This window comes from Legionellales bacterium, from assembly GCA_026125385.1.
Lineage (GTDB): Bacteria > Pseudomonadota > Gammaproteobacteria > JAHCLG01 > JAHCLG01 > JAHCLG01.
Genome location: JAHCLG010000004.1, coordinates 79,001 through 101,820, shown reverse-complemented (window position 1 = coordinate 101,820; position 22,820 = coordinate 79,001). Strand labels below are relative to the sequence as shown.

General features: G+C 38.3%; 24 protein-coding genes and 1 tRNA gene. 9 read left to right on the top strand and 16 right to left on the bottom strand.

Annotated elements, in window-relative coordinates; all coding sequences use genetic code 11:
• The first annotated feature begins 24 nt into the window (after window positions 1-24).
• The 3 genes from KIT27_02835 to KIT27_02825 all read left to right on the top strand — a co-directional run bounded on the left by KIT27_02835 (window position 25) and on the right by KIT27_02825 (window position 3,420).
• Window positions 25-771: a hypothetical protein gene (locus KIT27_02835; GenBank protein MCW5588579.1), complete on the top strand. Its 747-nt coding sequence runs from the start codon at window positions 25-27 to the stop codon at window positions 769-771.
• Between the two features lie 145 nt (window positions 772-916).
• Window positions 917-1,471 carry a PadR family transcriptional regulator gene (locus KIT27_02830; protein MCW5588578.1) on the top strand — a complete coding sequence of 185 codons (555 nt, stop codon included), beginning with the start codon at window positions 917-919 and terminating at the stop codon, window positions 1,469-1,471.
• Window positions 1,468-3,420, top strand: a complete 1,953-nt coding sequence (locus KIT27_02825; protein MCW5588577.1) for a carotenoid oxygenase family protein — start codon at window positions 1,468-1,470, stop codon at window positions 3,418-3,420. Before KIT27_02830 ends, KIT27_02825 begins: the two co-directional genes overlap by 4 nt.
• Window positions 3,421-3,484: 64 nt before the next feature.
• Here KIT27_02825 and KIT27_02820 read toward each other — a convergent pair.
• From KIT27_02820 to KIT27_02795, 6 genes are all read right to left on the bottom strand, one after another.
• Window positions 3,485-3,560: transfer RNA gene (locus KIT27_02820), tRNA-Phe, on the bottom strand.
• Window positions 3,561-3,733: 173 nt separating this feature from the next.
• A complete protein-coding gene (locus KIT27_02815; protein ID MCW5588576.1) occupies window positions 3,734-4,921 on the bottom strand; it encodes an MFS transporter in 1,188 nt (395 codons plus the stop codon).
• A gap of 77 nt (window positions 4,922-4,998) precedes the next feature.
• A complete protein-coding gene (locus KIT27_02810) occupies window positions 4,999-5,274 on the bottom strand; it encodes an oxidative damage protection protein (GenBank protein MCW5588575.1) in 276 nt (91 codons plus the stop codon).
• On the bottom strand, window positions 5,271-6,332 hold the full coding sequence (mutY, locus tag KIT27_02805) for an A/G-specific adenine glycosylase (protein MCW5588574.1): 1,062 nt from the start codon (window positions 6,330-6,332) through the stop codon (window positions 5,271-5,273). The genes KIT27_02810 and mutY overlap by 4 nt, the downstream gene beginning before the upstream one ends.
• Before the next feature lie 8 nt (window positions 6,333-6,340).
• Window positions 6,341-8,548, bottom strand: coding sequence for an AsmA family protein (locus tag KIT27_02800; protein ID MCW5588573.1), 2,208 nt, complete (start codon window positions 8,546-8,548; stop codon window positions 6,341-6,343).
• Between the two features lie 11 nt (window positions 8,549-8,559).
• Complete coding sequence (locus KIT27_02795) at window positions 8,560-9,339, bottom strand: TIGR00266 family protein (protein ID MCW5588572.1); 780 nt, start codon at window positions 9,337-9,339, stop codon at window positions 8,560-8,562.
• Window positions 9,340-9,460: 121 nt separating this feature from the next.
• Here KIT27_02795 and thiS point away from each other — a divergent pair, with 121 nt between their 5' ends.
• Genes thiS through KIT27_02765 form a run of 6 tightly spaced genes read left to right on the top strand, consistent with a single transcriptional unit; the run spans window position 9,461 to window position 13,717 of the window.
• Window positions 9,461-9,661, top strand: a complete 201-nt coding sequence (thiS, locus tag KIT27_02790) for a sulfur carrier protein ThiS (protein ID MCW5588571.1) — start codon at window positions 9,461-9,463, stop codon at window positions 9,659-9,661.
• Window positions 9,662-9,673: 12 nt separating this feature from the next.
• The gene (gene trmB / locus KIT27_02785; GenBank protein MCW5588570.1) at window positions 9,674-10,354 is read left to right on the top strand and encodes a tRNA (guanosine(46)-N7)-methyltransferase TrmB; all 681 of its coding nucleotides are present in this window, start codon (window positions 9,674-9,676) and stop codon (window positions 10,352-10,354) included.
• 17 nt (window positions 10,355-10,371) lie between these two features.
• Window positions 10,372-11,781, top strand: coding sequence for a coniferyl aldehyde dehydrogenase (locus KIT27_02780; GenBank protein MCW5588569.1), 1,410 nt, complete (start codon window positions 10,372-10,374; stop codon window positions 11,779-11,781).
• A 4-nt stretch (window positions 11,782-11,785) separates the two neighbouring features.
• Window positions 11,786-12,943 carry an SAM-dependent methyltransferase gene (locus tag KIT27_02775; GenBank protein ID MCW5588568.1) on the top strand — a complete coding sequence of 386 codons (1,158 nt, stop codon included), beginning with the start codon at window positions 11,786-11,788 and terminating at the stop codon, window positions 12,941-12,943.
• Window positions 12,933-13,400 carry a hypothetical protein gene (locus KIT27_02770; protein ID MCW5588567.1) on the top strand — a complete coding sequence of 156 codons (468 nt, stop codon included), beginning with the start codon at window positions 12,933-12,935 and terminating at the stop codon, window positions 13,398-13,400. Before KIT27_02775 ends, KIT27_02770 begins: the two co-directional genes overlap by 11 nt.
• Window positions 13,397-13,717, top strand: coding sequence for an SEL1-like repeat protein (locus KIT27_02765; protein ID MCW5588566.1), 321 nt, complete (start codon window positions 13,397-13,399; stop codon window positions 13,715-13,717). The genes KIT27_02770 and KIT27_02765 overlap by 4 nt, the downstream gene beginning before the upstream one ends.
• Window positions 13,718-13,740: 23 nt before the next feature.
• On the opposite strand, the gene KIT27_02760 is transcribed toward KIT27_02765, so the two are convergent.
• From KIT27_02760 to gspD, 10 genes are read right to left on the bottom strand one after another with little or no spacing between them, the layout of a single operon-like run.
• Window positions 13,741-14,226 carry a type II secretion system protein M gene (locus tag KIT27_02760; GenBank protein MCW5588565.1) on the bottom strand — a complete coding sequence of 162 codons (486 nt, stop codon included), beginning with the start codon at window positions 14,224-14,226 and terminating at the stop codon, window positions 13,741-13,743.
• On the bottom strand, window positions 14,223-15,437 hold the full coding sequence (locus KIT27_02755) for a hypothetical protein (protein ID MCW5588564.1): 1,215 nt from the start codon (window positions 15,435-15,437) through the stop codon (window positions 14,223-14,225). The genes KIT27_02760 and KIT27_02755 overlap by 4 nt, the downstream gene beginning before the upstream one ends.
• Complete coding sequence (gspK, locus tag KIT27_02750; GenBank protein MCW5588563.1) at window positions 15,437-16,339, bottom strand: type II secretion system minor pseudopilin GspK; 903 nt, start codon at window positions 16,337-16,339, stop codon at window positions 15,437-15,439. The genes KIT27_02755 and gspK overlap by 1 nt, the downstream gene beginning before the upstream one ends.
• Complete coding sequence (gene gspJ / locus KIT27_02745) at window positions 16,336-16,941, bottom strand: type II secretion system minor pseudopilin GspJ (GenBank protein ID MCW5588562.1); 606 nt, start codon at window positions 16,939-16,941, stop codon at window positions 16,336-16,338. The genes gspK and gspJ overlap by 4 nt, the downstream gene beginning before the upstream one ends.
• On the bottom strand, window positions 16,913-17,242 hold the full coding sequence (gspI, locus tag KIT27_02740; protein ID MCW5588561.1) for a type II secretion system minor pseudopilin GspI: 330 nt from the start codon (window positions 17,240-17,242) through the stop codon (window positions 16,913-16,915). Before gspI ends, gspJ begins: the two co-directional genes overlap by 29 nt.
• A complete protein-coding gene (gspH, locus tag KIT27_02735) occupies window positions 17,239-17,721 on the bottom strand; it encodes a type II secretion system minor pseudopilin GspH (protein MCW5588560.1) in 483 nt (160 codons plus the stop codon). Before gspH ends, gspI begins: the two co-directional genes overlap by 4 nt.
• Window positions 17,711-18,124: a type II secretion system major pseudopilin GspG gene (gene gspG / locus KIT27_02730; GenBank protein ID MCW5588559.1), complete on the bottom strand. Its 414-nt coding sequence runs from the start codon at window positions 18,122-18,124 to the stop codon at window positions 17,711-17,713. The genes gspH and gspG overlap by 11 nt, the downstream gene beginning before the upstream one ends.
• A complete protein-coding gene (locus KIT27_02725) occupies window positions 18,121-19,332 on the bottom strand; it encodes a type II secretion system F family protein (protein MCW5588558.1) in 1,212 nt (403 codons plus the stop codon). Before KIT27_02725 ends, gspG begins: the two co-directional genes overlap by 4 nt.
• Window positions 19,319-20,776, bottom strand: a complete 1,458-nt coding sequence (gene gspE, locus KIT27_02720) for a type II secretion system ATPase GspE (protein MCW5588557.1) — start codon at window positions 20,774-20,776, stop codon at window positions 19,319-19,321. The genes KIT27_02725 and gspE overlap by 14 nt, the downstream gene beginning before the upstream one ends.
• Window positions 20,777-20,831: 55 nt before the next feature.
• Window positions 20,832-22,814 (bottom strand): type II secretion system secretin GspD, encoded by a 1,983-nt coding sequence (gene gspD / locus KIT27_02715; GenBank protein MCW5588556.1) that lies wholly within the window; start codon window positions 22,812-22,814, stop codon window positions 20,832-20,834.
• Window positions 22,815-22,820: the final 6 nt, after the last annotated feature.

The following is a 22,820-nucleotide window of genomic DNA, read 5'->3' as shown; positions in this document are numbered from 1 at the left end:
AACCATAACAACAAGGGAAACGATATGCTGGCGAATATTTTCAACACAAGTATGAATTTTTTAAAGGCTTTAACGGGTAATAATTCTTCTAGCTCTGTAACAAGCTCTAATACATCTTCTTCTCAAAGTCATAAGTCTGCTGACGATGGATCATACGTAGTAATTAGTTGCAGACTACCCATTGATGATAGTGCCAACACAAAGATTAATAACGAAATTGATACTAAAAAACAAGCAGAAATACAGAGTCCATTTCAAACAAGAATTGAAAGCATAACAACAAAATTACAGGGAATTAAAAATCCTAATAAAGATTCAATTATAGCATTTTCTGGAGATTGTTTATTTAACATAACGTGGAGTAATCTAGAAAATGCCAGCCGATGGTGGGAAAACTATCACAGTTCTATCCAAAGTTTGGATGAACAAGCCTGTGAAAATGAACGCCTGGTTAATACTCTAAGAATAGCAGATAGCACTTCTACCGCCACAACGTCGTTAGTAGCAAAACCCACATTAACTCTTAATCATGTTAAAGATAAAACACCTACGAATAAGCTTAAAACGATGTTTCTTGATAATATCGAAGGATTGCTACAGTATAATTTAAATGATCGAGCCTATAATTACATGCTCGAAGTTAATCAAGAGAATATTAAACTTAGAGACACGATTAGAGAGATTCAGGGAACTGTTAACGTGTTAACATCTACAAATGAAAGTTTACAGCAACAAATCCCTTCTGTTAACCGCTCTGTAAATTTAACCTGACATCGGTAAAAGCTCAATATTTCCTATTTAAAGAGGCGGAAATGCCATTTTTCGCCTTGTTTTTATTTAACCCAACACTAAATTGCATTTGCATTTTTCTTCGCCCTGATGTAAATTACCTCTTTAAGAGGTAATTAAGCTTATTATGGCAAGAAAAAACACCACACGTTACGCAATTTTAGGCGTGCTTAGCACCAAACCTAAATCCGCTTATCAAATTCAAAAGGTCATGCGTTCTAGCATTTGTCATTTTTGGTCGGAGAGTGATGGGCAAATTTATCCAATGTTGAAAAAACTCACCGCAGAAAAACTACTAGACTGTCATGCAGAAGCGACACCTGGCGGACGAGTAAAAAAAATTTATCACCTCACTAAGCAGGGACGCGATGAGTTAAAACGCTGGCTAAAAGAAGATATTCACCCAGAACCCCCACGCATTGAATTATTACTGAAATTATATTTTTCGCATAACGTCAGTGACAAGATAGCAATTCAGCATTTAGAGAAAAAACAACAAGCGGTCGCTCAAGCGCTCGCTGATTATCAAGACATTGAAAAAAACCTTTTAGCTAAAAAATTAGTCACCGCAGAAGATCGCTATGCGTATTTAAGCTTACAATTTGGCATCCAACACGCTGAGATGTTATTAAACTGGTGTGAATTTTCCGTCGCAACTATTAAAAAATGGAAATTATCATGATTAAACTTATTGCTCAAAAATTCAATGGTTTCTTAAGTCTATTGCTAAGTTTTTTACCGTGGATACTCTATAGCCTTGTGGCGGGCCACAGTTTATTATCAAAAGAAATTGGAATTTTTACTGCGATAGTCATCACCTTAATATTAAACTTCGATAAAATACGAAAAAAATTTATTCTTGATTGTTTCGGGTTGCTTTTTTTTATAGCGTTGGGTCTTGGCATTTATTATTATCCGCATGCCTGGTGGATTAATCACACTGGCATTGTCTCTAACCTTGCGATTACTACCATCACATTAATTTCATTAATCATAAAAATCCCTTTCACTTTACAATATGCCAAAGAAACTACACCAGAATTTTTATGGAAAACAGAAGGATTTTTAAAAGTTAATCAAGTTATTACCCGTGCGTGGGGCGGCGTATTTTTATTAAATAGTCTATTACAATGCGGTGTTGCAATGAACTGGTGGAATAATTCATTTTCGTCTATTGCAGAAATAATTCTCTATTTATTAGTAATCCGCTTTACTCGTAGTTACCCTGAATATTACCGCGCACAGCGATATTGGGCTTACCGTCAACACCTTAAGCCGCTGAATACCCGCTTTTTGAAAGGTAATTTTTCACCTATTACGCAAGAATCAGAAAGTCATCACCTTGACGTCGAGGGTCATATCCCTCCGACACTGCAAGGGATTTATATGCGAAATGGCCCCAATCCTCAGTTTGAACCCTTTAGCTATCAATATCCTTTTGATGGCGATGCTATGATCCATGCCATTTATTTTCAGGATGGCAAGGTTAGTTATCGCAATCGATTTGTGTTAACTCCAGAATTAGCAGCAGAACGCTGTTATGGCGGTGCGATTTATGCCAGCGTGATGACTCCCGTAAAACCGGATGCTAGATTATTAAATGATCACTGCGATCCACAAATTAAAGCGGGTAATTTTATTCATATCATAAAATTAGGAAATAATTATTTAGCATTACATGAATCTAATCCTGCCTATCAACTTTCTCGCGATTTAGACACTTTAGGGAAATGGCACCCGCAAAATGATCCGCGAATCATTCCTATCAATGCTCATACCCGTAAAGATCCTGACACGCAATCGCTGTATGCTATTAATTATAATATTGATAAACCTCCTTATTTAACCCTCTATCATTTTGATAACATAGGTAATTTAATTGAAGAAATAAATATTGAAAAAAATTATCCAACCATGATCCACGATTTTTTAATGACTAAAAATTATGTGATAATTATTGATTCGCCCGTGATTTTTGATATTAAGCTGATGGCTGAGAAAAAAAATATTTTACAGTGGCGGCCTGAATTGGGCACAGCAATAGGATTAATTCTACGGGCTAACCTTAAAAAAATACCCATATGGATAAACACTAAATCATTTTTTGCATTTCACTATTCAAATGCCTTTGAGCGAGATGGTCGGATTGAATTTATTGGCGCTCATACTTCACCATTTCCCGATAGCGTAGAAAATGATTCGCCAACACAATTAATTAAAACCACCATTGATTTATCAACTTATCAGGTTGACTTTAAAGATTTAGGTATTAATGATGGCGAATTTATGCGAATTAATGATCACTATCAAGGAAAAATAAATCGTTATCTGTATATGCCCATTTCCGTCAATAATTCATTTTCACGGCTGGTAAAATATGACGATGAAACCGGCGCAATCCTCTCTCGTGACTTTTCTGGCTATGAATTATCAGAGCCTATTTTTGTGCCAACATTAAATTCCAATACCGAAGATGAGGGTTATATTGGATTTTTTGCTCATCATCTTGCCAGTAATAAAAGTTATTATTATTTATTACATGCGAATAACTTTCTGGAAGCGCCGCAAGCTATCATTCATCTACCCCACCGCGTACCCAACGGTCTTCATGGAAATTTTTTTCATGAGTAAAACACTTACATGACTCTTGAGTGAATTTTTATTTTCGTGACAAGATGTAATTGTTTTATTTAAATGGTGGCCAGAGGTGGAATCGAACCACCGACACAGGGATTTTCAGTCCCTTGCTCTACCGACTGAGCTATCTGGCCACATTGTTCAAATCATTCACTGCTAAGTGAGTGGTGTATTAAAGCGGGTTGAAGGGATTGTGTCAAGCGAAAATTTACTTACCTTTTTAGCAGCGCAGGAAGTCTGCAAACCATAGAAAAATGCAGGCAAATTGTGGGGGATGAACCTCTTCTCTTTACAGTTTAAGCGCCGTTTATACACTGCTCTCACCAATCACCGCACCTTCAAAGGATGGGTGATCGCGAAGTGCCAAGCCTAAGATCCCGGCGATGATAATCACCGTGGGTAAGATGCTCAAGCCATGACGATAGGCTAAGGCCACGCCCTGTGATTGATAGTACACAACGATAGATCCAATTAACGGTTGCAATAAAATTGGCATCATCATAATTAATAAATTAGTAGCGCCCATAGCCGTGCCTAAAGTAAATTCAGGGACGTTGCGCTTCACGTGGGTAAAGGCTAATAAATAAGTTGCCGTACTAAAGCCCGTAGCAAACGATAAGATACTCAGTTCAAACAGCGATAAATTTGGAATATAAAAAAAAGCACTTAAAAAAATGAAGGTGGCAATAGAACCAAAAATCATCAGTGTTTTGCAGCGATAATAATTACTTAACCAACCATAGAGTGGCGAACCAATTCCCACTCCTAACATCGCTAGCATCACCACAACATTACTCATAATTAATGAAAAATGATAAACATGTTGCAAAAATGGAATTCCCCACAAAGCAATAAAAACGGTGACTACCGACATCATGAAGCCACCATAAATTCCACTGATCCAAACTTGTTGGTTATGAAAGCTACAGGAAATATTTTTCCAAAGTTGTTTGAACGATAAGTCATTTTGTAGAGAATTCTGTGGCGAGGGGCGTAAAAATAATAATAAAATAACGACAATTATCATCGCTAAAATACCGCAACCTAACATCGCCGCTCGCCAACCAATAGTAATTACAGCATAAGAAAATAAAAAATTACCTAGCACGGTCACGGCTAATCCTAATAGTTCTGCTAGCGAAATCATTAAGGCAAAATAGCGCACCGCAAACCAATCACGCACCACAGTTAACATGCCCACAAAAGCAAAACTCGCGCCGAATCCCATCAGCATCCGGCTTAGCACGGCAAGCCAAAAAGAATTCGTCATGCTAAAACAAATACAGCCCACACTTAACAATGCACAGGCTGCCGATAATAGTAAACGTTGATTGCAATGATCTAATAACAGACCGACAATAATTTGCATAGCGACATAAGTATAGAAAAAAGCAGACGAAATAATAGCCACTTGAGTTGCTTGCAAATGAAAATCGGTGAGCAATACAGTGAAAATTGGCGCTATTGAACTTTGCAAAAAAAATTGAAATGCCACAAAAAAAGTAACGCCAAACCACATAACCAGTGGATGGGACTGTTTAAATGTTATATTTTTCAGCAACAGCAATGGATTTACTCCTCTTGGCGTGGCACAAAACCCGCAGGTTTCGCACTTCCTTCGCCAAATAAAAATTTCTCCATTTCTTCTAATAAAAATTGGCGTGCTTTGGGATCGAGCGTTGATAAATGATATTCATTGATTAACATCGTTTGATGAGCTACCCACATTTGCCACGCTTGTTTGGAAATGGATTGATAAATTTTTTGCCCCATAGCACCTGGATAAGGAGGACGTTCAAAGCCTGGTAATTCTTGTTGCAGTTTGCTGCAAAAAACGGTTCGAGTCATGTTAATACCTCAGGATGTTTAATGTTTTCGATTAATTGTTTAATGGGTTTTGCTAGGCCAATAGCTGGCAAAGCATTCATGTAGTACCATTTTTCCTCATCAAATTCTTGAACCTTATTAATTTTTTTGGTGACTGTAAAATGATGCGGAATAATCTGCAAATGAAAATGACTAAAAGTATGAGTGAATTTGGGTAATATATTATGCTGGTGAATTTTTACCGAAAATCTTTGCTGACAATAGTCGATGATAGTGTCGGGCTCTTGATATTCTGGAAAACACCACAACCCTCCCCATAATCCCAAGCTTGGGCGTTGTTGTAAAAGAATTTCATCTTGTGATTGTAAAATAATAAAATGACTGTGGCGTGTTGGTTTAATTTTTTGAATTTTCTTGCCTGGGTAATCTGCGATGGCTTGGGTTAGATTAGCAACACACTGCTGTTGCAAAGGGCATTGCTCGCATTTGGGTTGAGTGCGAGTGCAAATGAGCGCCCCCATATCCATTAAAGCCTGAGTAAATTCTCGTGGTTTATTGTCGCGAACATGAGATTCTGCAAGCTGCCACAGTTGTTCAGCCACTCGCGATTCCCCAGGCCACCCGGCGATACCATGAAATCGTGCTAATAAGCGTTTGACATTGCCATCTAAAATCGCGGCGGGTTTAGCAAATGCCAAAGAAAGAATAGCACCCGCAGTCGAGCGACCAATGCCAGGTAATGCCATTAACTGGCTTAATTCTTGAGGAAATTCACCCTGGTAATCTTCTGCAATAATGTTAGCCGTGCGATGTAAGTTTCGTGCGCGCGCGTAATAACCTAAACCCGTCCATAGATGTAACACTTCGTCTAAATTCGCTGCGGCTAAATGATTAACGGTGCTAAAACGTTGAGTGAAGCGCTCAAAATATGGGATCACCGTTGCCACTTGTGTTTGTTGCAACATAATTTCCGACAACCACACTCGATACGCATTTGGTTTAATTTGCCAGGGCAACTCTTTACGACCAAAGTGTTCGTACCAATTGAGCACTTCACCACGAAAACTAAAACCTTCCATCGCAGACATCAAAAGTTTTTTAATAAATTATTTAATTTTTGATTATCACCACCACCGAGCTTTTTCTGAATCAATTGATCCACTTTTTGCGTGATATTATTTTTGGTTTTATCTATTAATTTTTGCTCGTAGAGTTTCAAAGCAACTTGCACCATATAATTCATATCAGGTTGCACACGCGGACTTAAAAATGCACCATTCACATCAAACGCCAGTGGAATTTGCGCAATTTGTTTATACCCTTGGCCACCATGTTGCTCAGAATTTAAATGTGCAATCACCCGCATATTAACAAAACGTTGCAACGGCAAATTGACATCACCCTTGGCATTTAAATTCAGTATAGGGCCATCTAAATTAAATTGGCTATTAGCAATACCCTGATTAAATTGATTATTTAAGATGATATCGACAAAGCGAGTATTGCCGGTATTATCTTGAGCTTTTACCGGTGAAGTTTTATTGATTTTAGCAAATACTTCATTGATAACATGACTCAGTTGATAACCTAAATCGATGCCATTGATTTGTCCATTATCAAAACGAATACGCATTGTACCCGTCAACGAATTTAGCCAGGCATTTTGATTATTCCCTGTGGCGGTTAAATTCCACTGTGCTTGACCTTTACCACTAATACTTTTTACGCCTAAGGAATTTTTCTTGAACTGTAAAAAGTCTTGGATATTGAGATCGGCTAAATCTCCTTTAAATGCTAATTGGGGTTGTGCGCTTCGCACATCAAGAGAGCCTGTGCCTTGATATTGTCCTTGATAAAGCTTAGCTCGACTATTATTTACGGTAATTAAGCCTTGATTGGCACTTACATTCATCTGTAAATCATTAAGTAATTTTTTATTTACCATTAATTTTGCAATAGCAAGATTAATTTTCCCGTTGAGTTGACGAAGCAAATTAATGGGTAACACTTCTGATGAACTAGCGCGTGAGGATACCGTTGGTGAAATTGTTGGGGTAGCATTATTTTTCACCCCGCTAGCTGTTTTTAATGAGTACTGATCCAGATCCAATTGATCAGCTGTTAAATTAACTACATAATTTAACGGTTTTTGTAAGTTAACGCGCAGCTCCCCTGTTATCGAAGTGTCATCAACTTTTGCTTGTAATTTATTAATGCTAATACTTGCGCGATCAGCGTAATACTGTCCCGTAGCATTGGCATGAGTTAATGCACTACTATTAACCAAAGAAATTCTTTGTCCTATATCATTGAACACTTCGCGGATATTCATATCATGAAGATTAAAAGTACCCTGAAGTTTAAATTGATTTAAAATATCTGTGCCTTGCACGGTAAAATCTGCATTAGCATGAGAAGTTTGTAGAGTGAGTGGGTTGATTTGTAGCGTTTGCTGATTAAAATCAATCAAAGCATCTCCGGTAATTTCCCCAGTAAAATTCCCGCTAGTAAACAGTTTGCTATTTAATTTTGTATCTAGGCTAACATTATTTGCAGTGATTCGGTTGCTCACGGTATTTAAATTAATCGTACTGCTCAAACGCATATGGCCATTTATGCTAGGATTACTACTAAGCAGATCTAAATCGAGCGCTACTGGAATACTCTGGTTAAAAGCGATATCACTACTTTTAAAATTAAAATGATTAATTTGCAGCGTTTTATGTTGCGATTGATCATTCCAAGTGACTGCCGCATCTTGAATATCAATACCGGCAATGTTAACTGGATATTTTGCCGCAATTGCGGATAAAGAAATAGTTTTAGACGATGAACTTTGATTTGTTGAAGATAACGCGGCGGTATTACCACGTGGATTGCGAGTTGGCAGATAGTTGAGAATATCATCCCAATTGGTGATGCCCTGGGCATTTTTCGCTAAATTTAATTGCAATCCAATGATTTTAATATTACCTATTGCAATTTTCCCAGTAAATAAGGGTAGCAATTTAAATTTAACATCCACTTCTTTGATTGCAGCAAAATTAGCAGGAGCAAAATTTTTGGCATTTTCTAAATCAACTTGTGGGATTTTAATGCCAAGCCACGGAAAAAATGACCAATCCATTTTTCCTTGAATCGTTAAATGACGCCCTGTGCGCGCATAAATTTGATCGCTTAAAAATTTTTTAATCTGATCAGCATTGATGTAGTGGTAAACCAACACGGCTGCGGTAATAAATAACACAACAATCAGTGTTAAGGTAATGCCTAATAACTTCAATATTGTTTTCATGATAGTGATTCCTAATTTTTAAATAAATTTCCTAAAATTGACCCTTCGCCTACCGATTTTCCACCTTCCGCAGGCGCGCTCGCAATAATGCGATCACACAAACGCGAAAATGGCATTGATTGTAACCAGGCGGTGCCAGTGCCACTTAAGGTTGCTAAAAATAATCCTTCGCCGCCAAAAATCATCGATTTTAAATTACCAGCGCGTGCAATATCGTAATCAATTTGTGACTCAAAGCCAACAATACAACCCGCATCGACTTTTAAGGTTTCATTATTTAATTGTTTTTTTACAATCGCTCCCCCTGCGGCGATAAAGGCCAAACCGTCACCCATAATTTTTTGTAAAATAAATCCTTCCCCGCCAAATAATCCGGCACCGAATTTTTTAGTCAGCGTAACCGTAATTTGCGTACCCCTCGCGGCACATAGAAAAGCCGATTTTTGGCAAATAATATTCTCATTATGTTCTTTAAGATTAAGCGGAATAATCGCACCCGGGTAAGGTGCCGCAAACACTACTTTTTTCTTAGTTTGCGCTTGGTTGGTAAAATGAGTTAAGAAAAGAGTATCGCCTGCCAGCCAACGCTTCCCCGCTCCCCACAAATTATCTAAAATCCCTGACTTTGGGTTAGAGCCATCGCCTAATTTTGCTTCGTAGGAAACCCCGTCTTCCATATACATCATGGAACCCGCTTCTGCAATTACGGTTTCTCCAGCATCCAATTCAATTTCAACATATTGAAAATCATGACCTTGGATTGAGTAGTCGATTTCTTGGCAGTGCATCATCTTCTCCAAAAATTAAGCAAGGCATGAGAATAATCTAGTTAACACTAAATCACAAGTTGGCAAGCTAGCATGAATTGTTTATCATTAAGTGATGTCATCCGTAACCAAAGGTAGCCCAGTCTTGAACATCTTTGTTAATGACAAAAAAGTTGAACTGGCGGCAGATGCCAGCATTGCGCAATTGATTACTAAGCTTAATCTCGAAGGTGAAGATTTTGCCCTTAAACGCAATGGTTTAGTCGTCCCACACAGCTTATTCGCGCAAACCCGGTTAAAACCAGGCGATCAACTTCAGGTTTCGCACATCGTAGCAATGAAATAATAAGGAAAATTTGTGGATACTTTTTATCGTACTGTTCGCAGTTTTGTGCGCAGAAATGGCCGTTTAACTCCCAGTCAAGACCATGCCTTAACCCATTCTTTTGCGGAATATGGGCTAACAATTACCGATCACCCTCTTGATTTCACGAGCATTTTTAAACGCCAAGCGCCGCTCATTTTAGAAATTGGTTTTGGCAATGGTGAAACACTTGCAAGTATGGCGCAAAACATGCCCGAACACGATTTTATCGGCATTGAAGTGCACCGGCCTGGGGTTGGCAACCTCATTAAACTCATCCAGCATCACCAATTGACGAATATTCGCATTTTTTGTGACGATGCGGTGGAAGTGCTTAAACAGGCAATTGCGGATAACTCCTTAGATGCCATCCACATCTTTTTTCCTGATCCTTGGCATAAAAAACGTCATCATAAACGCCGCTTAATTAATGAAAACTTTATTCAATTAATTACCCCCAAATTAAAAATAGGCGGTACACTACATTTAGCAACGGATTGGGAAGATTACGCATTACAAATGATGGCAGTTTTATCTCGGCAAACAACATTTAGCAATCTTGCGGGACTAAACCAATTTGCACCACGCCCCGCTTCTCGCCCACTCACCAAGTTTGAACGCCGTGGTCAGAAATTAGGGCACGGGGTTTGGGATTTACTCTTCTGCCGGCGTTAACTTAGGATAATAGGATCATGGAACACGACCCATTCATCACGACACCATTAGCTCAAGCATTTTCTGCATTAAAAGCATTTTTTTTGCAAGAAAATAATCCTTCATTAAATCAACGTTTATTCCAATTAAAAAAATTACGTCAATTAATTAAAGAAAACCAAACGCAAATTATTCAAGCCATTCAAGCAGATTTTAATTATCGTAGCCAAACAGAAATGAAGCTTGTTGAAATTTTTCCCAGTTTGCAAACTCTAGATTATCATATTAAATCTTTACCAAAATGGATAAAACCAGAAAAGCGTAAAACGAGTCAATGGTTTTTACCAGGCCGATCGCGAGTTTTTCACCAAGCTCTAGGTGTGATTGGGATTATTGTCCCTTGGAATTACCCACTTTATTTAACTATCGCTCCACTGTGCGCGGCATTAGCTGCGGGTAATCGCGTCATGATTAAGTTTTCTGAATTAACGCCCCATTTTGCTACGGTAATGACAGAATTACTAAAAAATTATTTAGGCAAAGAGTGGGTTTATGGCTGTCAAGATGATGGCAGTCTTGCCAAACCCTTTGCGCATTTACCATTTAATCATTTATTTTTCACAGGCTCAACGCGAGTGGGTAAATTAATTATGGCAGCAGCCAGTCAACATTTAACGCCCATTACCTTAGAATTAGGCGGTAAATCTCCTTGTATTATTGGCGAAACTTATCCCTTAGCCGCTGCTTGTGAAAGTATTGTCATGGGAAAATTAATGAATAGTGGTCAAACGTGTATTGCACCGGATTATGTTTTATTGCCTAAAGCCCGTTTATCCGAATTTATTGAACTCATGAAAAAAACCGTACAACGTTTTTATCCTCATCTTAAAAAAAATGATGATTACACGGCAATCATCAATCAACATCATTATCAACGCTTACAAGACTATTTAAACGATGCTAAAAATAAACAAGCTATCATTATTAATTTAAGCGCTGACGATTTACCCGCCTATAAAATGGCACCGCATCTTATTTATCAGGTTAACGATACGATGCTTATCATGCAAGAAGAAATTTTTGGTCCTTTGTTGCCTATTATTACTTATGAACAATTAGAGGAGGCTATTAATTACATTCAACAACGCCCACACCCATTAGCCTTGTATTATTTTGAGCATGATCGGAAAAAAATTCATAACATTCTTACGCGCACACTAAGTGGCGGTGTTACCATCAACGACACGTTATTACATATTGCTCAAACCGATTTACCCTTTGGTGGTGTCGGTTTAAGTGGACTCGGAAGCTATCATGGTCGCGAAGGATTTTTGCGGTTCAGCCATGCGAAAGCGGTTTTTTATCAATCTAAGTGGCGTTTAAATCGTCTTGTTTATCCACCTTATGGTAAACTAACGCAGTTTTTCTTAAAAATCATGAATCGATAACACCATGCAATTACCCAAACCTTCTACTAGCGCCAGCGCTCACAGTGAAGAATTAAGTCAATTAATTCGCGAAAAAATTCAGCAAGAACATTTTATTTCGTTTTACGACTTCATGCAGATGGCATTGTATCAACCAGGACTTGGTTATTATCATGCCGGCTTAGATAAATTCGGTGCGGTAGGTGATTTCATTACCGCACCTGAAATTTCGAGGTTATTCGGACAATGTTTAGCTCAACAATTTTTAGAAATTTCCCATAACCTGGATGATGCCTGTATTTTTGAATTTGGCGCAGGAACAGGTAAATTATGTTTTGATATTTTAACCGCATTACAAAAACACCAAGCCTTACCTAAGTATTATTATATTCTTGAAATTAGCCCCGATTTGCGTCAACGACAACAACAATTATTAAGCCAATTTCCTCAAGTTATTTGGTTAGATACGTTATTAGAAAAACCTATGAATGGTTTAATTATCGCCAATGAAGTTTTAGATGCCATGCCCATACAACGTTTTCATATCAATAATCAAATTATTTATGAAATGGGTGTAACCATGGAAAATAATCAATTTAAATGGCACTTATACGAAAATCCTACATTAACCGCACCAATACTATCCTTATTTAACACGTTGCCTAATCACTATAGCTCTGAAATCAATTTAAATTTATCGCTGTGGTGTGCGAGTCTTTTTCAACAACTTCACCAAGGTGTGGTATTACTAATCGATTATGGATTTTCTCGCCAGGAATATTATCATCCACAGCGCAATCAAGGCACCTTAATGTGTCATTATCGCCATTTAAATCACGATGATCCTTTTTATTACCCAGGCTTGCAAGATATTACTGCTCATGTGGATTTCACGACGCTTGCTTATGCACTTGCTGAGCAAGGATTTACCTTAGAAGGATTTTTAACTCAAGCTAATTATTTATTAAATTTGAATATTTTAAACCTTGCCCAAGAAAATCACTCGACCTCCGATTATGATATGCTAAAATTGTCTCAAGAAATTCAACGTTTATTAATGCCGCATGAAATGGGTGAATTATTCAAGGTACTGATTGCGAGCAAACAATACTCGCACCCACTCAGTGCGACACAAAAACTCAATCAATTATCCAAACTAACACGAGTAAACCATGCATTATAAACAATTTTTACCACAGTATTGGTTTGAATTTACAAGCATCGTGATGCTCTCATTAATCTTGATAGTAATCATCAATACCATACTTTTTTTTCGGACTATAACTACCACTACTGCACCTATTAATCGCTCAACCACTCCCACTCAGCCAACCTATTCCGCAGAAAATATTGCCCATTTTCATGTTTTTGGTATAAGTCCACAATCGGCGTTACCGCAAACTAATTTAAATATTCGCTTAATTGGGGTGATGAGCGGCAAAAATGCCCAAGCCATTATTCAATTGGAAAATGGCCAACAACAGGTCTATAGTATAGGTGACCATTTGGCAAATGGTGCTATCATCGAGCAAATTCAAACCTCTGCGGTGATACTCAATTATCAAGGCCATTTACAACGTTTGGATTTACCCGAATTAAAATTACAATTCGCTCCCATTTGGAAAGGAAATTTACCATGATAAAATCGATTATAACCGCATTACTGGTCATCGGCTTGTCCGCGTGCGCCACCACTCCATTGAAACAATCTTATCAACTCGGCGAAGCCAACTTCAAAGCACAAAACTATCAATTAGCATTTAAACAACTGCAACCTGCTGCAGCTCACGGCAGTGCTGAGGCACAATATGCCCTGGGATATATGTATTATTACGGTTTAGGCACACCTAAAAATATTAATTTAGCCAGAATGTGGATCGATAAATCCGCGGCACAAGGTTTAGCAAAAGCACAAAAAGCGATGGCTTTAATTGATGCGCCGGTATGGGGCGAATAAAAGCCTGTTTAAATTCCTTCAATTCAGGTTGAAGTCGCCAGTTCTAACTCAATATCCACCATTCCAGGATGATCCAATCGTTGGATATTTAAATTTATTATTTTAAAATAAATTTTTTGATCCAGCTTAGTTAGCCAGTCGATAAAACGATCAAAACTTATCGTTTTAAATATTATTTTAATTTGACCATTTTCTTCTGCACTTAATTGCGCGTTAAATCGTTCCTGGGTAAAGAGTTGACTCAATCGAGTCAATAATTCATCCGTTGATATTTTTTCGCGAGTAATTGCCTGCTGTTTAACGTTTAATAAAGGTTGTTTTGCTTGCATCCAAGCCAATAATTGTTGTTGTTCAGTTAAAGATTTTTTTAACGTTTCAAGATGATGATAAAGTGGCGATAGTAATAATGAATAGCCACTAAACAATACAATGGCGATAGTGCCAAGCAATAAAAACAATTGCTCACGTGAATTATAAGCTTGCCAACGTTGTTTCAATAAATTCATCATACGCCTCCGAGAGTAATTGTGGCTAATACTTCATTAGGTTTGGTTTGTAATGAATGACTGAAGTGTAATCCCGAGTGCGACAAATCACTCAAAAATTGCGTCATTTCCCGCAAAAGCTGTGTTTTGACATGTAAGACCAGTTTATTATCCTGAAATTGCAGAGAGAGCATGGTCACGGATTGATGAGTTGATGCCACGCCCGACAGTAGATTAAAAAATAATTGATTCGGATTATGCTGATTAAGACCATTCAACTCACGTTCAATTCGTAAACGCGGGCTTATCACACTGGTCGCTTGCGGAAATAGCTGATAATACAGCGTGGCAATATGGTTTTGGACGATGCTTAATTGACGGGTTAAATACCACCATTGCAGCGTTTTGCTAATGGAAAAAACCACGATTAAAATAATAGCTAAGATAGCAAGTATTTTAATTTTGCGCTCACGCTGATTTTTTTCACGCTTGAGTTGATAGTCGCCTTGTAAAAAATTGGCTGATGAATATTGTTCTACGTGTTTTGCGAATAAATATAAGGGAGACGCTGGAGTTTCGTGCCAGTCAATGTCAGGATCATTAAAAGAAAATTGCTGAGAAAAATCGTAGACGTGAATTTTAGCCACTTTTTCCTTTGCAACCGTCTCTGCTGATATTGTGGTTGCCGAATTAGAAAATACTTTAGTAGATAAGGCTAATTGCGTTTGCCAATTCTCCTGATCAGCAAGAAATCCTTGCCACTCTGCGTTGCGGACTAGATAATAATGTTGATAACACAATACACTCGGCTGTAAGCGATCGTATGGAATTAATAACAGATCGGGCAGCACGGCCTGCACACGGATCGCCTGTTGCGTTATCCAACGCACAAGCTCATCCATATGTGTACGGTTAATTATTGCACATACGAGGGGATCGTGATTAAGTGGGGTAAAGACTGGAAAAAATAAATCTGCGATAGGGCTTAATACTTTTTCTTCAATAGCAAAGGGTAATGCTTGTAACCGTAGATGAGGTTTTACTTTTGGCAATGCTACTGTTTGTAAACGAAAAAATCGACTGTGCAAAATAATGGTGATGGGTAGATGAAGTTGCGCTAGCTTGTCACTCGCCATTTGCGGGTAATATTGCATGGGCTCGCCATTGGCAGCTACGTGTAAGACATCAACAGCACTCGCTGTTAAATCGGTTAAATATAATAAATACCGTTCCACTACGTTGCACTCCCATTACTTTGCCAGATGACGGTAACTGTGACTTTGCCATTTTGTATAGAGCGCTGCAATAATCGGTAAATGGTGAGTGTTTGATTATCAATTTGCAGCGTGATTTTTAACATAAAATAATTACTATACAAGGTAAGCTGATTTAAGGGAATATTTAATTCGTGTAAATAAGGTAAGCTCATAAATTCTGCTATACTGTGAAATCCTTGGTGCTGCTGACGATATTCAACAACGGCTTGTGCTTGCTCGAGGGTCATCCCTAAACTGGTGAAGACCATTTTACTCGCGCTATTAATATTAATAGGTGTTATTTTAGGTAAGGCGATAACGTAGGGTACTAAGGCTAAATAACGCTGTGCATTTATTTTATCAATTAAGCGTAATTCTGAAATATTCACCAACCATCGTGAATTACTCATCGCGGGATTAATTAAATTTTGTTGACTAGGCACATCCGTACTAAGGTAGCTTAATATCGCACTGGCAATTTTACTAATTTCTTGCCCTGCTAGTTTCCCCTTCCAGAGTTGATTCGCTAACATAATAAAAGAAGATAATTGTTGAGGATTGGTAATATTATTAATATTAAATTTTGCTTCTGCATCCATTAATACGACATTAACGTTGAAGCCATTTAATGAATAATGATAGTGTTGGGGAAATTGCTGGATCATTTCACTCGTTGTTTGCAGGTTAATGGGGTGATTCAATTTTTTTATTGCCCAATCATTGGCGGCTTGACTGATAATTTCAGCATTTTCGACATTAAACATCATCCGCGTGCGAGTAATGGCAATACGTGTTTTTAACAACATCATAACTGCCATACTCGCCACAATCATCACAATAAGTAATGAAGTTAGCAGCGCACTCCCTTGTTGTTTTTTCATAGGCTAAAAATCCTATCGATACAACGCCTTGGTTGTAAGCAAAGTGTGACTTTCACCGCTTTTGGTAAAGACATATCAGGATTGCTATAAAATGGCCAGCTACTTAACCATTTATTGTGTTGATCAAGTACCGTCAGGTGAAAACTATCGAGACCATCTAATAATAAAATTTTATTAGGAACAGCATTCACATCACGATCGAGTGTTGAAAAACTGAGTCGCCACAGTTGATGATGATTAAATTGATAGACCACACGTTGCATAATACTGCGCTTAGCAACCGCTAATGGATTCACAACACCGAGCCGAGTTAATTGTAATTCTAGGAAGGGTTGAATGCTTAAACTCAACGCCGGTTCGATTTTTCCATTCGAAAGTTTAATGGGTCTATCGACGACTTGGGTTAAATCATTTTCTAGACGATAAAAACACCATTGTAATGAAGAAAGTGTTTCAGCATGATGATTAAAATCCTCTTGCGTTGCGATCGATTGCTCTAAGACAACCATTAATATACTCGCAATAATTGCAAAGATTAGCAGAGCAATAATAATTTCTATTAAGGTAAATCCATTATGACGCTGGAATGAGTATGTGTTCATAGCGTTTGCCATCGGTTTTGGAATAAACATTAATTTGATAATTCGCTTGTTGATCGCGCACTTCCCAATGCCAAGTTTGATTAAACACCATTTCATCGCCTTGTTGAGGGGGTGTTAATAATTTTAATTGTATGTTATTAGCAATGTTTAATACTAGCCAATGCGCCATTGTTTTATTGCTCACATAATTTAAATCTTGTACGGAACGCCTCGTTGCCATCACAATCGCCAATAGTGCAATGGCTACAATTAATGTTGCCACTAAAACTTCGATTAAGGTAAAGCCCCTGTTATTTTTCATGCTTTTTGCAAAGCAATGTTACCATTGGCTAAGCCTACTATTTTATAGCCCATTGTATGTTTGGCATTTTCAATAATTAAAGTAAAGGGTGTAATTTCTCCCGTACTATAAAAAACAATAGGAGGAATAGCATCACGGTTGAGTATTTTAATCGTTAAATGATCCGACAAGACATGAAGACCATTTAATGGAGAAGTTGAAATGATTTGCCACGGTTTATTAGCATTATCGGGATGAAAAGCGACAAATTGATAATCATGATCATCAATCATTAATCCCAGTTGTTGCGGCTTGAGCATGGCATATTGTTTGGCAAATTGCATTAAGGCATTCAGCTTCAAAGCGGCTGTTTTCATATTACTTTCACTATCGATATTCCCCATCGCAAGCACAGCCATAGTAGCAATAATGCCGAGAATAACCACCACGATCATCATTTCAATCAAGGTAAAACCATGATTAATTTTTTTATTTGGCATTAGTCCAATTTCCAATAAGACCTTGCTCGCTGCCTTGACCCTGCGGGCCGTAAGAAAATAAATCATATTCTCCATGTTGACCTGGAATTAAATATTGATAAGGATGCCCCCACGGATCTATTGGTAGTGATTTTAAATAGGAATGCCAATTATTAGGAATGGGATCGCTGGTGGGTTTAGACACCAGCGCTTGCAACCCCTGATCGGTAGTAGGCAAATTTCCATTATCTAATTTATAAAGATCTAATGCTTCAGCAATGGATTGTATATCTTGTTGCGCTTTGACTAAGCGTGCTTGTTCTGGGCGATCTAAAATCTTTGGTACCACAATTGCAGCTAAAATACCTAAAATAACCACAACCACCATAATTTCAATTAAAGTAAAACCTTGTTGCTTTTTCATGTTAACCCCGGTAATTGATCGAGTGAAAAAATTGGTAATAATACGGCTAGAACGATAAATAATACGATACATCCCATCACTAAAATTAAAATAGGTTCAAATAAAGTTAAACTCATATTAACATAACGTTCAATATCACGATCTTGCATGAGTGCTGCGCGTTCTAACATCAGCGCTAAGCGTCCGCTATTTTCGCCACTGGCAATTAAATGCAACGATAATGGCGGAAAAAAATCAATGTGTTTAAATGCTTGATAAATTGAGCTACCTTCAGCAATCTGTTGGCTCGCTTTAGACAAAGCGTGTTGTAATGGAATTAATTTGACAACATTCAGGCTCTCGCGGACACATTTTAAAATATCAGTACCTGATTGCGCTAAAATTGCAAAGGTATGAGCAAAACGTGCGGTATCAATTAAACATAAAAAGCGATTTAATATTGGAATGCTTAATAACGCTCGGTGCCATCGTTCACGCCATAGGGGTTGTAATAATAAATAGCGAAAACCCAGTATTAGCAAAACCAATAATAATACCAACCACCAACCATCATAATGAATAACATGACTGATTGTTAATAGGAGGTGGGTAACCCAGGGTAGTTGTTGATCATTTTGTTGAAATACTGCAATCATTTTTGGAACGACATAAATCATTAGAAAGGTGACAATAGTGAATGAAATAATCAACATTAAACTGGGATAAATCATCGCTTGTTGAATTTTTTGTTTAATGCTTTGCTGTTGATCGACATAATCTGCTAACTGCTCTAAGATGTGATCCAAACGTCCTGTTTCTTCACCAGCAGCCACCGCCGCACGATAAATCAGAGGAAAGGCTTGAGGATAATAATTCAAACTGGTTGCGAAAGAAAACCCTTCCTGAATTTTACTGCGCACGCCTAATATAATTGCTTTGGCGCGAGCTTGGTGAAGTTGTTCAGCAACCGTAGTTAAACTTTCGGCTAATGGCATCGATGAATTTAACAAGACACTTAAATGTCGTGTTATTAAACTTAATTCTGAAGTTTTTAAGCGATATTGCCGACCGGTTAATTGCAGCGATTTTTGATGAATGGGCTTAATTTCCAAGGGTATTAATCCCTCCGCTCGCAACATTTGACGCACGCTACGCGCAGAATCATGCTCGGTAATTGCTTGCACCGTTTCACCGTGTTTATCAATGGCTTTATATTCAAATGCGGGCATCTTGCATTCCTGTGACTCGAATAATTTCGGTGAGAGTAGTATTACCTGCAATCACTTGTTGATAAGCATTGGTAAGCAAACTTGGATAAGTTTCACGAATGGTATTTATCATTTGTTGTTCGCCATAGTTTTCGTGAATGGATTGTTTTAACGTATCGTCAATGGGAATAATTTCATAAATTGCCGCACGTCCGCGATAGCCTAAATTATCGCACTGTTTACAGCCAACGTCACGATACAGTAATTGCGTGGGTTTAATGTTTAAGAGTTGACATTCTTCTGCACTAGGTTGATACGCTTCTTTGCAAGCCTGACATAATAAACGAATTAAGCGTTGAGCAATCACACCCACCAAACTCGAAGCAATTAAAAATGGTTCAATCCCCATATCGCGTAATCGCGTAATCGCACCAATGGCAGTATTGGTGTGCAAGGTGGATAATACTAAATGTCCAGTGAGACTGGCTTGCACGGCAATTTCTGCGGTTTCGACATCGCGAATTTCTCCCACCATCACCACATCAGGATCTTGGCGTAAAATTGCCCGTAAACCCCGCGCAAAAGTCATTTCAACTTTGGGGTTCACCGCCGTTTGACCAATGCCAGGTAAATCAAATTCAATCGGATCTTCTACGGTTAAAATATTGCGAGAAATTTCATTTAATTGGCTGAGTACCGCATAGAGTGTGGTAGTTTTTCCAGAGCCAGTAGGGCCAGTCACTAAAATAATGCCATGCGGTTTTTGAATTAATTCTTTCATTAAATCTAATTGAGATCCATTCATCCCTAAATCATTTAAATCTAAGCGAATGGTATTTTTGTCGAGAATTCGCAGAACAATTCTCTCACCATCATTGGAAGGTAATGTCGACACTCGCACATCAATATTATGACCTCCAATGCTTAGACTAATTCGACCATCTTGGGGCAAACGTTTTTCCGCAATATCTAATTTGGCCATGACTTTTATCCGCGATGTTACAAAAGGCGCTAAAGCACGACGAGGTTGTAAAATATCGCGCAATACTCCATCAATGCGAAACCGCACTATCATATTTTTCGCATAAGTTTCGATATGAATATCGGATGCTTGTGATTTTATGGCTTGGATAAATAAGGCATTCATTAAACGAATGATGGGAGCATCGTTTTGATCGTCTAAGAGTTCTGCTGTTTCGGCAATATGTTCAACTAAATCATTTAAATCTAAATCTTCTTCTAAATTTTCTACCGCGGCTTTGGCATTCGAATGCCCAAAAAGTTTTGGTAATAATTCGGTAAAACGTTGAGATGATAGTGTAAATATGTGAAGTTCTTGGTTAAAATACCGGCGAATTTCTGCAATGGCATCGGCATCGGTGTGGGCGTGAATTAAAACATATAATTGTTTAAATGCGTTCATCAATATTAGCACGCCTTGCTGTTTAGCAAATTGATAGGTCATGTGCGTGCGCAAATAATTTAAATCGCTGTGATTAATTAATTCCTGCAATTGCGTTTCAGTTAATTCCATCACCATGAATTGGCATCCTCACAAAAGGTGAAGGTAATTGAGCTTGCCCGTGCAAAGGCGGTAAAATACTGGGTTGTCCACCATAATTAAGCGGGTAACCAAATTGATCCAATTGTTGTAATTGGCGTGTGCGAATATAATCATATTTACCATCGGTGACATTAATATTTTGATTATCATTGCGTAAAATCACCGGACGTAAAAATACCATTAAATCTTTTTTCTCCATATCATGTTCTTTATCACGGAAAAGTAACCCCACGCCAGGAATATCACCTAAGATGGGTAATTTATGTAAAATTTCCACCATTTGGTTACTCATTAAACCACCCAGTACGAGAATTTCACCGTTATTAACAATCACTGAAGTTTTAATATCACTTTCATCGGTAATTGGATTAGGATTTTGATTGCTAGATGATCCATCCACTATCGATTCATTGCCTTGTTGAATTAATAATTTTACCGCATTACCTTGATTAATTTGTGGCGTAACTTTTAATTCGAGTCCGACATATTCACGCTGGGTGGTGGTATAAGGATTATTGAGTGAACCATCGGCTGCGGTGCTATAGGAGCCAGTAATAAAGGGTACTTTTTTCCCAACTTTAATATCGGCCGTTTGATTATCTAATACGATGATATCGGGGGTAGATAAAATATTAGTGGAGCCATCGCGTGCTAACGCCGTGATCATTGCGCGCATATCGCCGTTATGAATAAAACCAACCCCTAAGCCACCGGTGAGTTGACTAAATTCTGGATCGCTTGATAAAACAGGATTAGTATCACCAGGTAATTTGCTTGTACCCCATTGAATGCCTAAATGTTTTAATTTCGTTTCGTCAATTTCCACAATCGCTGCTTCCACTAACACTTGTGCTGGACGCAAATCGAGACGATTAATCACACTGCGTAACGTGCGCATCACATTATTGGGTGCAGAAATAATTAATGAATTAGTGGAAGGATCAGATTCAATTTCCACATGTTTGCCTTTCGCACTAATACTCGCATTCATGCTTTCTTGTTCGGGTTTATTTTTTTCGGAGGTGTCGGTAATTTTTTGAGTATGAGTATTGAGAGTGGCATCTTCGCCAAAACTCGCTTGGGCAATTCCCGCTAAAATCGGCACTAAATTTTTAGCCGTTTGATAATGCAAATACACGACTTGCGTATTACCACTTCCGCCATTGCTATTAATCGCATCGAGTTGTTGAATTAATAATCGTGCCCGCGCTCGCTGAGTGATATTACCGCTCATGATAATACTATTCGTGCGATCGTCTGCCGCTAAAGCCAGTTGTGGCATGCCGGGACTGGCCATATTCATCATCGTCACTAATTCTTTCACCACATCGGAAGCCAGCGCATTTTGCAATGGCACAATATCAACACCACTCTGATTGGCGGTATCCACCTCGTGAACTAAATGCGTAATTTTCGCAATATTGGCGGCGGTATCGGAAACGATTAACGAATTCGAGGGTAAATAGGCACTTAAACTTGAACTCGGTGGAATTAATGGACGCAACACGGGAACAAGTTGTTCTGCCGATTTATTTTTAACCGCGATCACTTTAACTACCATCGCGTCTTTAGGTTGTAAATGAGTATTTCCAACTGGCGTATTTTCTTGTAGCGCATTGATCATAGGTAATATCTTGATGGTATGTCCATCTGGAATTGCGGCATAACCATTCACGCGCAGTAACGATAAAAATACGGGATAGACTTCGTCTTTCGTGAGCGGGGTGGCTGAAATAATGGTCACTTTACCTTGCACCCTGGGATCCACAATAAAATTTTTGCCGGTGACTTTCGCCACTTCTGCAATCACACTGTGAATATCGGCATCGCGCAAATTCCATAACGTGGTATTATCGCGATGAGGATGACTTGGCACTTCGGCCAAGGCAATGCTTGCAATGAAGAGTAATAACCAACCTAAACGCACGAGTCGGATCACAGAATT